The following is a 13,859-nucleotide window of genomic DNA, read 5'->3' as shown; positions in this document are numbered from 1 at the left end:
CCTCAGACCGTCAAATCATTTTCTGATTTTATGTTAATCGCTTCTTGTAAAAGCCGTTGGAGGATAGCAGCAAAAACGGCGATAACCGACGAAGCAAAAATGATGATGAGTCCCATTAATCCAATAGGAGGGTCAACTTTCTTCGCTATAAAATGAAAGAGTGGCAAACCTAATACATACAAACCACTGATTGTAATCGCACAACACTTTATGTTCTTTAACGCCTTTACAGATAATTCCGAGAACGCTGTGTTCTCGTCAATGTACCGTAAAAGATTCAAAGCCTGATAGAGGGCAAAGTAAAAAGGCACAGCCGCTCCATACATCACGATGAAAACGAGATATTTCATTGGGGCAATATTGGGATACAATTTTGTTGCAAAATTCGCCATATGGGGCACGAAAAATACACATAAAGCAAGAACTGCAATTCCAGCCAGAAAAATAATTACCTTTAAGAAAGTGGTTGAACCTCGTTTACCATTCATTTAAAACACCTCACTTATTTAAACATGATTTTAGCACGCAATTTATCGTTTCACAATAAATTCATACTGTTTTTCATTATATTATTATTGTTATTGAAATATCATTTTAATTTTGGCAAAAATAAAAAGCATTTCTCATTACAGAGAAACGCTCTTACTTTAAAAGGTTAAATAAACCCATTTTGATTTTTCAACCTATAAATTCCTAGTATGCAAGACCTACCACGACATGCACTCACTTTTTCCCTTTATTTTGTGGCAGAAATAGGCACTGACCGCTTCTATGCATGGCCAGATGCCCTCGCCCATCTAAAAAAGGTTTTTACTTTATTTTTTTAATAAATACTACTTTTAAATAATCACCTTCTGGAAACTGTGAAATCGTTCGGAAGTCCTCTGGTAATGAATGTTCTTCTAATACTTTATACTTGCCATTCATTTCTTTAAATGCTGTATCAATGAAGCCTTTAAACTTTTTCATACCGAAAGCACTGCAATTTGTAGAAGCCACAATAATACCGTTATTTTCTGTAATCGCAATTGCTTCTTTTAATAAGTTTTTATAATCTTTCGCAGCACTAAATGTATATTTTTTTGAGCGTGCAAAGCTTGGCGGATCTAGAATGACCATATCAAACTTCAATGCTTTCTTTACTGCATATTTGAAATAGTGAAATACGTCTTCTACGATAATATCTTGCGCTTCATAATCAACGCCGTTCACGCTAAATTGCTCAATTGTTTTACTTAAGCTGCGGTTCGCAAGGTCCACACTTGTTGTTTTTGCCGCTCCGCCAAGTGCTGCAAAGACAGAAAACGCACCTGTGTAAGAGAACATATTCAAGACCGTCTTGCCATTTGCATATTTGTCGCGAATTTGCTTTCTAACATTACGTTGATCTAAAAATACACCGACCATCGCTCCGTCGTTTAAATATACCGCAAAGTTGACACCATTCTCTTTGACGATAATCGGAAATTCTCCGCGTTCTCCTGTTACGAAATCGTCTTCTTCAATATATTGTCCCTTTGTATCAAAGCGCTTTTTCTGATAGATTGCTCTAAATTTAGTCACATTCTGTAAGGACTCGATAATCTCTTTACTAAATTGATAAATACCTTCGCTGTACCAACTAATCACGTAATACCCATCATAATAATCAATGATTAAGCCGCCGATTCCATCACCTTCACCGTTGAACACACGAAATGCTGTTGTATCTGAATCCTCATAAAAGGTTTTACGTTTGCTTAAAGCCGTTTTAATCTTCTTTTCAAAGAAGGCTTGGTCGATTTGTTCTTGTTCTTTTCTTGTTAAAATCCAGCCATATCCTTTATTTTGCTTTCCATAATATCCTGTACCAATAAACTTATTTTTATCGTCTACAAGTTTTACGATTGTACCTTCTACATTCACATCATGTAAATTGATAATCGCTTCTTTTGAAATAAGTGGATAGCCACTTTTTAATTCGTTTGCGTATTTCGCCTTAACCTTTAAAATAACTTCTGTTTTCATTACATATCCTACCTTTCCATTCCAATGCTTTCTAGCTGTTAAGAAAGGCCCTATACGAAGTCAGAAGTTTTGTAACAACTTTTCTTATGTATGAAACCACTCTATGTTAGAAGCACAAAAATAGGGCCGTTTATTTAGTATCACCTAAAAACGGTCCCTTTTAACTATACACGTTATTCTTTTATCCACACAACAAGCTCTTATCTTTTTTTATGAAAAAAATTAGGCGTAAGTACTTGATTTGGATAAGGTTTATGATAAATATGCGTTGCTGCAGGAGATACAGGCGGAATTAACCATACCCAGTTCCCTGTGACTAAACGACCACATGCTGCTTCCTGCTTTTCAAATTGACTAAACTGCTGCGCTGCTGTATGGTGATCTACAATCGTTACCCCATGTTTTTTGAAAGAGTGTAAAACTGCTACATTTAATTCTACTAATGCTTTATCTTTCCAAAGTGTACTGTTTCTCGACATATCTAATCCCATCATCTCCGCAATAGCTGGAAGTAGATTATAACGATCGTGATCAGCTAAGTTGCGTGCACCAATCTCTGTTCCCATATACCAGCCGTTAAAAGGAGCAGCTGTATAAGAGATACCGCCAATTTCTAAGCGCATATCTGAAATGATTGGAACACCGTACCATTTTGCTTCCAAAGAGGAAAATGGATATTCTGGATGTTCTAACGGCACTTCTTTTACATGCTCTTCTGGGATTGGCATATACACTGGTTCGTTTCCATCAATTGAGAATACAAGCGGAAGCACATCAAAATGTGTTCCTTTACCACTCCAGCCAAGTTCTTGACAAAATGATGAAAATGATAGGGAATGAGAATCACCGATAATGCCTTGCTCGGTTTCATATCCCGCGTAGCGAATTAATTGGTGATTATAAATTTGAATATGATTTTGCTCATTTTGATATTGTTTAAAAATAGTAATCGTAGGTAGGATTTTCCCGTCGTTTGTCGCATATTGAATATGATGAAGCAGTGTCTCATATATCCCTTCTGCATCGTTTACATCGCGCGCATCTAATACATGTAGTTTATTCCAAAACAGACGACCGATGCAGCGATTACTATTTCTCCACGCCATTCGCGCCCCGTGAACAAGCTCCTCAAAAGTATGTTCATACGTTCCCGTCATTTGTATTTCAGATTCAATTTGTGATAATCTATCTTGTATTTCATGAGATTTTTCTAGCTCGTTGTAGCAATCTGTAATAAAATTAGTTGCTTCTTCTAACAGTTTTTTTGTTGTAATCATAGCGTCCCCTTCTATTCCTGTATAACATTCTCTATTATACATAACATCTTCTACTCGTGCCTAGAAAACACAATGAAAAAGAACACCAAAAAAGCGGTGTCCTCTCCCTTATTTCGCAAAAAACATCAAATATATAACCCCAATAATAAAAAACGTTCCGCAACAAGCTAACAATACTTTTGCAAGTTTGTCCATAAACATAGCCGTTTCCCCTTTGCTTCGTTTCCTACTTCAGTTCTACAACTGTCACACCAAGGCCGCCTTCGCCCATATCACCGTAACGGAAGCTTTTCACGCCGCGGTGTTTTTTCAAGTAATCTTGTACCCCTTGACGCAGTGCTCCGGTTCCTTTTCCGTGAATAATCGAAACGCGCGGATAGCTCGCAAGCTGTGCATCATCTAAATACTTTTCCACACGTGCTAGCGCATCTTCAAAACGTTCGCCGCGAAGATCAAGTTCTAACGAAACGTGATAGTCTCTTCCTTTTACCGCTGTCACTGCTTTTTTCTCAACAGGATTTGGTGTATTAATATATTCCATATCGGACTCTTTCACTTTCATCTTCAAAATTCCGATTTGGACATTCCATTCGTTATCGCTTACTTTTTTCAGAAGCTGCCCTTTTTGACCGAACGTTAATACTTTTACTTCGTCGCCTGGTCTTAACACTTGTTTTGGCGCTGTGTTTTTCACTTTTGTTTGTTGTTTTTTCACAAGCTCCGGCGCTGCTCCTGCTAAACGACTTTTCGCTTCAATTAGCTCATGATCTTTAATATCAGCAAGCTTTGCTTTTCGCAATTGACGAAGTTCACGAATAATTTCCTCCGCTTCTTTCTTCGCCAATTCGACTTTTTCTTCGCCTTCTTTTTGTGCTTTTAATAGTCTTTCATCACGCTCTTCGTTAAATTCAATAATTTGACGCTGCAGTTCTTTATGAAGTTTTTCAGATTGCTTACGAAGCTCTTCTGCTTCATTCCATTCACGCTCAGCGTTCTTTCGACTTTCTTCAAGCTTAGCGATCATATTTTCTACTTTATTTGATTCCGTACTAATATGACCACGAGCACGATCAATTACACGGTCAGATAACCCAAGACGTTTTGAAATTTCAAAAGCGTTGCTTCGCCCTGGTACACCGATTAACAATTTATATGTTGGGCTTAATGTATTTACATCAAACTCAACACTTGCATTAATGACTTGGTCACGATTATAGCCATATGCTTTTAGCTCAGGATAATGCGTCGTTGCAACAACACGCGCGCCGCGATTATACACTTCATCTAAAATTGAAATCGCAAGTGCAGCCCCTTCTTGCGGATCTGTCCCTGCTCCTAATTCATCAAACAATACTAAGCTTTCAAAGTCTGCTTGTTCTAAAATATCAACAATATTTACCATGTGAGATGAGAATGTACTTAAACTTTGCTCAATGGATTGCTCATCACCGATATCGGCAAACACATTTTTAAACACACAAATTTCGGACTCATCTAAAACAGGAATGTGTAGACCAGATTGTGCCATTAAAATACAAATCCCTACCGTTTTTAATGTAACGGTTTTACCGCCTGTATTAGGCCCAGTAATAACGATTGTTGTAAAGTCTTTTCCAAGCACAATATCGTTTGGCACAACAACTTTCGGATCAATAAGCGGATGACGTGCTTGGCGTAAGTTCATATAACGCTCATTGTTCAAAATTGGTTTTGTTGCTTTTAATCGTTTTGCATAGAAAGCTTTTGCGAAAATGAAATCAAGCTCTGCCACAACATCAACGTTCTCTAAAATAATATCAGCCTCAGCTGCTACTTCTTCTGTTAACATCATTAAAATACGTTCTACTTCTTGTTTTTCTTTCACGCGCGCTTCTTGAAGTGCGTTATTCAGTTCTACAATAACTTGCGGCTCGATAAATAACGTTTGACCAGATGCAGACTGATCATGAACGATACCACCATATACACCGCGGTATTCTTGTTTAACTGGAATTACATAGCGGTCGTTACGAATCGTTACAATTGCATCTGACAACATCTTCTGTGCGTTAGAAGAGCGCGTCATATTTTCCAACTTTTCACGAATGCGACTTTCCGCTGTGCGAATTTGCTGGCGAATGCCACGTAGTTTTTCACTCGCACTATCAACTACTTCTCCGCCGTCGCTAATACAATTTGTAATTTTCTTTTCTAAATCATATAAAGACACAATGCGCGCTACATACGTATCTAAAATCGGCAGTTCCACACCATTTTCAATCATATCTTCAATAAATCGTTTCATCTGACGGCTGCCATACATCGTACTTGCAATATCTAAAAGTTCATGCGGGCTTAACATACTACCAATTTTCGCACGCTTTACATTTGGACGAACATCAAAAATCCCGCCAAGCGGCACATGTCCTTTTAAACGGATGACTTTCGCAGCCTCATCTGTTGTTTCTTGCATTACTACCACTTCTTCGTAATCTGTGCTCGGCACAAGTCCTTTTACTTTATCTCGTCCAAGTGAAGAAGCAACGTGTTCTAGTAATTGTTCTTTTACTTTTTCATATTCTAATACACGCAACGTTCGCTCTAACATAGTTGCACGTCCCCCTTGTGTTACTTATTACGCTTAATATAATCTAATAAACGTTCAATATCCCACGTGTTAATAACTGTATCTTTTTGAATCCAACCTTTGCGCGCAGCTGCAGCGCCAACTTCCATATCCTCTAACATTTCAAGTGTATGAGCATCTGTATTAATGGCGATTTTCACACCCGCATCTTGCGCTTGCTTTAGCAGCTTCGCACTTAAGTCTAAACGGTTTGGATTTGCATTTAATTCAAGTACAGTATTTGTTTCTTTCGCAAGGTCAATTAACAAATCTGTATCGACATCATAACCTTCGCGGCGACCAATTAAGCGGCCTGTCGGATGCGCAATCATTGTTACATGATGATTTTCAATTGCAGCGCGCAGACGCTTCATAATTGTTTCACGGTCTTGTGAGAAACTAGAATGAATGGCACCGATGACATAATCAAGCTCTGCTAATACATCATCATCAAAATCAAGCTTTGCATCTGGTAAAATGTCCATTTCAACACCGCGAAAAATGGTGATATCTGGATATTTTTCATTCATACGTTCAATTTCTTTTCCTTGTTCACGAAGGCGTTCTTTCGTTAATCCATTCGCCACCTTTAAGTACTGAGAATGATCAGTAATCGCCATGTACTTATATCCGCGAGCGCGGCATGCTTGTACCATTTCTTCAATAGAAAAAGCACCATCACTCCACGTTGTATGCATATGTAAATCACCTTGAATATGAGAAAACTGAACGAAATTCGGATACTGCTCAATTAGATCAATCTCTTTTCCATCTTCACGCACCTCTGGCGGGATAAATGGAAGTCCAAAGTGTGCAAAAAACGCTTCTTCTGTTTCGAATGTTTGCACTTCTCCCGTTTCTAAGTTTTCAACGCCGTATTCACTAATTTTCTCGCCCTTATCTTTTGCAATTTGGCGCATTCTTACATTGTGGTCTTTTGAACCGGTGAAGTGATGCAAAGTAGTAATAAATTCTTCCGGCTTCACAAGACGGAAATCAATAGAAATATCGTACTCATACTGAAGGCGTACGGAAACTTTTGTATCGCCGCTTGCGATCACTTCAATCATATTATCAAACTGTAGTAAATGCTCGCGCACCTTTTCTGGTTCTGTTGTTGCAATAATAAAATCTAAATCTTTCACTGTTTCACGAACACGGCGCAAACTGCCCGCACGAGAATAACGAATAATTTCTGGTACATTCGACAATTTCCGCTCTATTTCCCCGGCAATAGGAAGCACCATTGCTATCGGAAGTCGTTCTGGACGAGAGCCAACTTGAGCGATTGCTTCTAATATTTTCTCTTCCGTTTTCTTACCAAACCCAGCAAGTGCTTGAACTTGATTGTCCTCGCAAGCCTTCTTTAATGTTTCTATATCTACAACGCCAAGTTCTTTATATAACTTGGCGACTTTTTTACCGCCAAGACCTGGTAATTTCAAAAGCGGTAATAAGCTGCTCGGTACTTCTTTTTCAAGCTCTGTAAGCACTTCTGATGTTCCAACTTCAATATATTCTGCAATAACAGCTGCTGTTCCTTTTCCGATTCCTTGTATTTTCGTAAAATCTTCAATTTCTGAAAGGCTGCGATCATCACTTTCTAACGCTGCTGCCGCTTTACGAAATGCTGATATTTTAAAAGGATTTTCCCCTTTTAGTTCCATGAAAAGTGCAATTGTCTCAAGTAACTTAATCACTTGTTTTTTATTTACTTTCATTCTTCTCCCGCCTCCCCATCATAGAAAAAAACTCCTCTTTCTAAAGAAGAGAAGTTATACTTTGCTACCCGTTTGCCATAATTCCTTAACTTTTTCAGAAAGAACCGGTGTATCATTTACAATTACTTTGCTTATTGTTGATGTATTAAGCGACGTTTGTACTTGCTCAACTGGAAGTATCGTACCAATCACAATTAATACAAACAATATAATATATACTTCTAAAAAACCTAAAATCGCTCCGCCTAATGCGTTAACCTGTCTCACAACAGGGATCTCTGTAAACATGTTCAAAAGCTGTCCAAGTAATGTTAGCGCGATTTTTGTAATAATAAATAACGCAATAAACGCAATTGCTTGGTAAAAAACTGTTTCCATATTATTTGCATTGATCCAATTTGGTACATGTACTTCTTGCTTAAATGGGTACGGAATCATTTTTTGCAATGCAGGTGCTAAATCTTTGCAATACCAATATGCGACAAGATAGGCAATAATAAAGCTTACTAACTTTACAATCTGCAATACCAGTCCTCTTCTTAAACCAAGAAGAAACCCCATAACAAGCAATAAAACAATTATAATATCAACCATGTTATTCCAGTCCTTTTTGTCTCATTCTTTCTTTCAACTTTTCATTTTCTTCTTTTAATTTTATATAATCATGCACGACATTGACTGCTGTCAACACCGCCAATCGATTTGTGTCAAGCGAAGGATTCTTAGCATTCAGTTCGCGCATTTTATCATCCACAATCGCTGCGACAATGCGTATATGACTTGTGCTTTCATCGCCAACAACTGAATATTGTTGACCGTAAATTTCTACATTAATTCGACTTCGATTTCCATTTTGTTGTGACAACTTTCTGTCCTCCAATCCCGTACAGAATCCTAAAGATTATCATACCATGAAAAAACATCATATGGAAACAGAAACGACTATTCGATATGATAAAAATATAAATAATGAAAAAGGAGTAACCATTTTGTCAAATTATATTGTCATTCAAGTAAGTTCTGCAGTTATAGCGGATATGAAAACACATTACGCACAAGCAGTACAGCCAAAAGTTCCTCAAGGCGGTGTCTTCATGGCAAAGGTTCCATCTTGCACAATTACAGCCTATAAATCAGGAAAAGTCATGTTTCAAGGTGGACGTGCGACAGAAGAAGCGAGTCAGTGGCAAGCAAATGCCGCGCCCCCAAAAACTTCTGGAAAGAAAAATGTAAATGACCATTCTTATGCACCGCCAGCTTCCATCAGTGCAATGTCTATTCTCGGTTCAGATGAAGTTGGAACAGGAGACTATTTTGGACCGATGACAGTTGTTGCCGTATATGTCGATGCGACGCAAATTCCATTATTAAAAGAACTGGGTGTCAAGGACTCAAAAAACTTAAACGATACACAAATTTGTGAAATTGCAAAACAACTACTGGCGGTTGTCCCTTACAGCTCTCTTGTTCTGCATAACGAAAAATATAACGAAATGTTTGACAAAGGCTACAATCAAGGACAACTAAAAGCAATGCTTCATAATAAAGCCATTACAAATTTATTGGCTAAGATAGCGCCAACGAAACCAGAAGGCATCTTAATTGATCAATTCACACAGCCGGCTACATATTATAAATATTTAGCCAAACAAAAAAACGTTCAACGCGAAAATGTCTATTTCGCTACAAAAGGCGAAAGCGTACATATCGCCGTTGCAGCAGCTTCCATTCTAGCCCGTTATTCATTCGTAAAACAATTTGATGAACTAAGCAAAAAAGCGGGCATGTCACTTCCAAAAGGTGCCGGAAAACACGTCGATATTGCGGCGGCAAAATTGATTCAAAAACTTGGGAAAGAAAGATTACCTGAGTTTGTGAAATTACATTTTGCGAACACAGAAAAGGCGTTTCGATTGTTGAAGAAGTAGTTATTTTTCAGTATGGACAGGATACGTATAGACTAAACAAGGAGCTGATCCAAAGTCCTTTTTCCATGACCACCGATATATCGACGCTTCGACACAATATATCGATTTTCCGACATTATTCGACATACAAGTAGTCGAGCCATTGAACTGGATCATACCGAAAAATGAAAAGAGCTGGCTAAAAAGTGGACTTTTTAGTCAGCTCCTTTGCTTTTACTACTCTGTTTTAAACATCTCTGCAACTTTTTTTGAACCTTCTTTTAAATCATAAAACTCGACACGTTCTTTCTCTGGCGTATCCTTGTGCCCAATTACAATTTCTCCGTCATCTTCTACCCAAACAAAGTATTTTCCAATCGATCCATCACCATAATCAATAGACATGTTGTAATGAATAGCCAATTTAGCTGCTTCATCTAGCGATAGTGTTTTTGGTTCATCGCCATTTTCCGCCAATCCCGCTTGCTCCATCGCAGATACAAGCTGTTTCATATCATTTGCTTTTTTCAATACTTTTGTCCCTTTTGTTTTCGTAGATGTCAGCTGAATTTCTTTTATCTCTTTTCCTTGAAACGTAACAACCTCTGCCTCTTGTGATGTTGGAACTACTTTTTCTTGTTTCTCTTTTTCCTTTCCACATGCACTTAAACTGATTAGCATGATTGCTATGAAACATATCATTCTCTTTTTCACAAATTCAGCTCCTTTCTCTTCCACATAATGTTTCTCCTTATCCCGCATCTCTCCCTGCTCAAAAGAAAAATAAAAAGGTATATCAAACAGCTTAATTGCTGTTGATATACCTTTTTTTCAATCTTAAAACTCCGCAGAACCTGGTGTTCTTGGGAATGGAATTACGTCACGAATATTCCCCATACCAGTAATGTACATTAAGAAGCGTTCGAAACCTAGACCAAATCCAGCATGTTTTGTACCGCCGTATTTTCTAAGTTCTAAGTACCACCAGTAGTCTTCTTCGTTCATGCCTAGTTCTTTAATTCTATCTACTAAAACATCCATTCTTTCTTCACGTTGACTTCCGCCGATTAATTCGCCGATGCCAGGAACAAGTAGGTCTGTTGCAGCTACTGTTTTGCCATCATCGTTTAAGCGCATGTAGAATGCTTTAATATCTTTCGGATAGTTTGTTACGAATACAGGACGTTTGAATACTTCTTCTGATAAGTATCTTTCGTGCTCTGTTTGTAAATCAATTCCCCATTCTACTGGGTATTTGAAGTCTGCACCTGATTTTTGAAGCACTTCAATTGCTTCTGTATATGTGATGCGTCCAAAGTCAGAGTTGATTACGTTATTCATGCGCTCAAGAACTGTTTTATCAACAAAGCTGTTGAAGAACTCCATTTCTTCTGGTGCATGCTCTAATACGTATTTCATTGCATATTTCAGCATATCTTCTGTCAAATTCATTACATCTTCTAATTCAGCGAAGGCAATCTCAGGCTCAAGCATCCAAAACTCAGCAGCGTGGCGAGTTGTGTTTGAGTTTTCAGCGCGGAACGTTGGGCCGAATGTATATACATCGCGGAACGCTAATGCATACGCTTCAGCATTCAATTGTCCACTTACTGTTAAGTTTGTTTCTTTGCCGAAGAAGTCTTTTGAATCGTCTACATTTCCATCTTCACCTTTTGGCACGTTGTTCATATCATGCGTTGTTACGCGGAACATTTCGCCTGCACCTTCCGTATCACTACCTGTAATAATTGGTGTATGAACGTGTACAAAACCGCGCTCTTGGAAGAATTGATGAAGCGCAAATGCTGCAATAGAACGCACACGGAACGTTGCCGAGAATGCATTCGTTCTTGGACGTAAATGAGCGATTGTACGTAAGTACTCAAACGTGTGACGTTTCTTTTGTAATGGGTAATCAGAATCTGATAATCCCTCGATTTCGATTTTGTCCGCTTTAATTTCAAACGGTTGCTTTGCAGTTGGCGTTGCAATTAGTGTTCCCTCTACTTTAACAGATGAGCTTAATGGAAGCTTCGTAATTTCAGTAAAGTTATCTAATTCTGTATCGAAAACGATTTGAACGCTTTTGAAAAAGCTACCATCGTTTAATTCGATAAAACCAAATACTTTTGAATCACGTAAGTTACGGATCCAACCTGATACTTGTACTTTTTGGTCTACATACTTATCAGTTTCTCTATACAGACTTTTTATTAATGTGTTTTCCATATTGAAATTCTCCTTTTCTTATATTTAAATACAAAAAAACCTTCCATCCATAAAGGGACGAAAGGTTAAACTTCGCGGTACCACCCAATTTGTCATAAAGACCAACTCTAACTCGTATGTATTACACATACTTCCCGGTTTGTAACAGGCCGGATTCCCGTCTAAGTCTACTCTTGAATATACAATTCAATTTCGGTTAGCAACTCCAAGGTGTTCTTCACATATACCGCCTCATCAGGCTCGCACCGTCCCTGACTCGCTTTGGATTATAGTATATACTACTTTTCCTTATCATCGTCTTTTCTTTTGTTAAGTTAAAATTAATGTACTACATTCCTTTGAAAGATGCAAGGTGTGGTTTATATATAAATACAAATTAAAAAACCTTCATAAAACCACTCTTTTTTTGATGGGCGAGAGCGTCTGGCCGTGCATAGCAGCGGTCAGGGCCTTTTCCTGCCACATGTAGTGTTAAAAATCAAGTGCAGATGATTTTGATTGCACTCTATTTCCTAACTAACTCTACTTCTCCAAATTTCTTCATTTGGAGCTTCAATGTATTTGCTTTGTCATAAGAAGTAATCGGGAAATTAACATGTACAGTCGTTTTAGCATTCTCGACGCTCATGCTATACCCCTTTGATTTATATTCTTTTCCTGTTTCATCTATCATCTTCATATCCATAAAAGTATTTTCACCTTCTACTACTTCATTAACTGAAAAGGTTAGATTAAGCGAGGTTGGATTTGCCTTTGCAGATACAATTTGGATGTTAGACGTTGTTTCTGCTGACCTATATTCAACCGTTGATCTTACTCCTTCTTTCTTTTTGTCGCTAATCGGTAAATTCCATATTCCATCAATTTTTTTCAGTTCATTATTCTCATAAAAAACATTGACGCTCTCGATTTCTAACACTGCATCTTTCAATTTAGGAATCGCCCCTTGATTCGATTCCCATATTGCTTCATATAGAACTTTTCCAGTTTTCACATCTATATATGGGTTATTCCCTTCTCCTCCAGACATATACATTTTTTTGCCTTTCAAAGGCTTTGTGTCCGGAATAGCCTCCATAATATATTCACCGTCTCCATTTTTTAACCGGTAATCAAAAGACACTTCTCTCACTGGTTTCTCGAATATGCTTGTATCCTCAAATACCAATTGAAAACTAAATCCTAGTTTATTCGCATCAGTAAAATAACGGTCAAGCACTACTGTGATCCCTTTATCAGTAGCCCTACTATTGCTTTTTTGTGTAAATCCTTCATCAACCGCTCGCTCAATTCCTTTATCATTAAAATGAAAGAATTTATTTATATTAGCTCGTACATGCTCATTTGTAAAAACACCACCAGCTATCACAAAACAACAAGCTGCTACTGCAAATTTTCGCCACATCACATTTCTTTTCTTTTTCTTTGCTTTCATGCGTATCACATCATAGGAATGATCTAAAGACTTTCTAACAATACTAGGTATTTCTTTTTCCTCATGTAACACATGCTGAAATTCTTTTTCGAAGTTACTTTTCATTTACGCTCACTCCTTCACCACTGTAATAATGATTACGTAATATCGACTTGGCTCTGGACAGTCTTGATTTAATCGTTCCTTCTGGTTCTTTTAAAAACGCACTTATTTCTTTTATGCTAAGCCCAACGATGTAATATAAAACTATCGCTACTTTATAATCCTTATTTAAACTATTTAATGCATCTTCTAGTTCTATTTTCAAAAATTCATTTTTGTTTTGTTTTTGTTCAATGTGCCCATCTACTAAAGTAATCTTTTGCTTTTTGTTTAACATACCATTACATGTATTAATCAATATTTTACAAATCCATGTATTAAAGTACTCTTCATTTTTGAGTGTATGTATTTTTTCATAAGCCAATGTGATTGCTTCTTGCATCGCATCTGCGACATCCTCATCTTTCTGTAACAATCTACTTGCGACTTTGTACAGCACATCTTCATAGCACTGTACAAGAGAAACAAAAGCTTCTCCATCTCCCTTTTTTGCCTTTTTCACCAAGGCTTCTAGCTTCCCCATATCAGAACCCCCTTGCTAACTCATTTCAATATACGTTTGTTTTCATGTTCTTT

12 protein-coding genes and 1 other annotated feature are annotated in these 13,859 nt (G+C 37.6%); of the genes, 1 reads left to right on the top strand and 11 read right to left on the bottom strand.

Annotation, left to right across the window (positions count from 1 at the left end; genetic code table 11):
• Positions 1–2 precede the first annotated feature (2 nt).
• The 7 genes from MR076_RS08935 to zapA form a co-directional block, all read right to left on the bottom strand.
• Positions 3–488 carry a DUF2975 domain-containing protein gene (locus MR076_RS08935; protein WP_242219782.1) on the bottom strand — a complete coding sequence of 162 codons (486 nt, stop codon included), beginning with the start codon at positions 486–488 and terminating at the stop codon, positions 3–5.
• Between the two features lie 322 nt (positions 489–810).
• Positions 811–2,007 carry a class I SAM-dependent rRNA methyltransferase gene (locus tag MR076_RS08930; RefSeq protein WP_242219780.1) on the bottom strand — a complete coding sequence of 399 codons (1,197 nt, stop codon included), beginning with the start codon at positions 2,005–2,007 and terminating at the stop codon, positions 811–813.
• Between the two features lie 200 nt (positions 2,008–2,207).
• A complete protein-coding gene (locus MR076_RS08925) occupies positions 2,208–3,284 on the bottom strand; it encodes a nitric oxide synthase oxygenase (protein ID WP_242219778.1) in 1,077 nt (358 codons plus the stop codon).
• A 226-nt stretch (positions 3,285–3,510) separates the two neighbouring features.
• Positions 3,511–5,871 (bottom strand): endonuclease MutS2, encoded by a 2,361-nt coding sequence (locus MR076_RS08920; protein WP_242219776.1) that lies wholly within the window; start codon positions 5,869–5,871, stop codon positions 3,511–3,513.
• A gap of 20 nt (positions 5,872–5,891) precedes the next feature.
• Positions 5,892–7,610: a DNA polymerase/3'-5' exonuclease PolX gene (gene polX / locus MR076_RS08915; protein ID WP_242219774.1), complete on the bottom strand. Its 1,719-nt coding sequence runs from the start codon at positions 7,608–7,610 to the stop codon at positions 5,892–5,894.
• A 54-nt stretch (positions 7,611–7,664) separates the two neighbouring features.
• Positions 7,665–8,204 carry a CvpA family protein gene (locus tag MR076_RS08910; protein WP_242219772.1) on the bottom strand — a complete coding sequence of 180 codons (540 nt, stop codon included), beginning with the start codon at positions 8,202–8,204 and terminating at the stop codon, positions 7,665–7,667.
• A 1-nt stretch (position 8,205) separates the two neighbouring features.
• Positions 8,206–8,475 carry a cell division protein ZapA gene (zapA, locus tag MR076_RS08905; protein ID WP_139207680.1) on the bottom strand — a complete coding sequence of 90 codons (270 nt, stop codon included), beginning with the start codon at positions 8,473–8,475 and terminating at the stop codon, positions 8,206–8,208.
• 124 nt (positions 8,476–8,599) lie between these two features.
• Between zapA and rnhC the strand changes: the two genes are divergently transcribed.
• Positions 8,600–9,538: a ribonuclease HIII gene (gene rnhC, locus MR076_RS08900; protein ID WP_242219990.1), complete on the top strand. Its 939-nt coding sequence runs from the start codon at positions 8,600–8,602 to the stop codon at positions 9,536–9,538.
• Positions 9,539–9,754: 216 nt separating this feature from the next.
• On the opposite strand, the gene MR076_RS08895 is transcribed toward rnhC, so the two are convergent.
• From MR076_RS08895 to MR076_RS08880, 4 genes are all read right to left on the bottom strand, one after another.
• Positions 9,755–10,255 (bottom strand): hypothetical protein, encoded by a 501-nt coding sequence (locus MR076_RS08895; RefSeq protein WP_242219770.1) that lies wholly within the window; start codon positions 10,253–10,255, stop codon positions 9,755–9,757.
• Positions 10,256–10,354: 99 nt separating this feature from the next.
• Complete coding sequence (gene asnS / locus MR076_RS08890) at positions 10,355–11,746, bottom strand: asparagine--tRNA ligase (protein WP_242219768.1); 1,392 nt, start codon at positions 11,744–11,746, stop codon at positions 10,355–10,357.
• Between the two features lie 50 nt (positions 11,747–11,796).
• Positions 11,797–12,050, bottom strand: a binding site (T-box leader).
• 201 nt (positions 12,051–12,251) lie between these two features.
• The gene (locus MR076_RS08885; protein ID WP_242219766.1) at positions 12,252–13,286 is read right to left on the bottom strand and encodes a DUF4179 domain-containing protein; all 1,035 of its coding nucleotides are present in this window, start codon (positions 13,284–13,286) and stop codon (positions 12,252–12,254) included.
• A complete protein-coding gene (locus MR076_RS08880; RefSeq protein ID WP_242219764.1) occupies positions 13,276–13,806 on the bottom strand; it encodes a sigma-70 family RNA polymerase sigma factor in 531 nt (176 codons plus the stop codon). Before MR076_RS08880 ends, MR076_RS08885 begins: the two co-directional genes overlap by 11 nt.
• Between the last annotated feature and the right edge of the window lie 53 nt (positions 13,807–13,859).

Origin of the sequence: Bacillus cereus group sp. BfR-BA-01380 (genome assembly GCF_022663535.1) — a bacterium.
In the GTDB taxonomy this organism is placed as follows: domain Bacteria; phylum Bacillota; class Bacilli; order Bacillales; family Bacillaceae_G; genus Bacillus_A; species Bacillus_A cereus_BB.
Note: the sequence above shows the minus strand (reverse complement) of the source record. Positions and strands in the feature narration are given on the sequence as shown.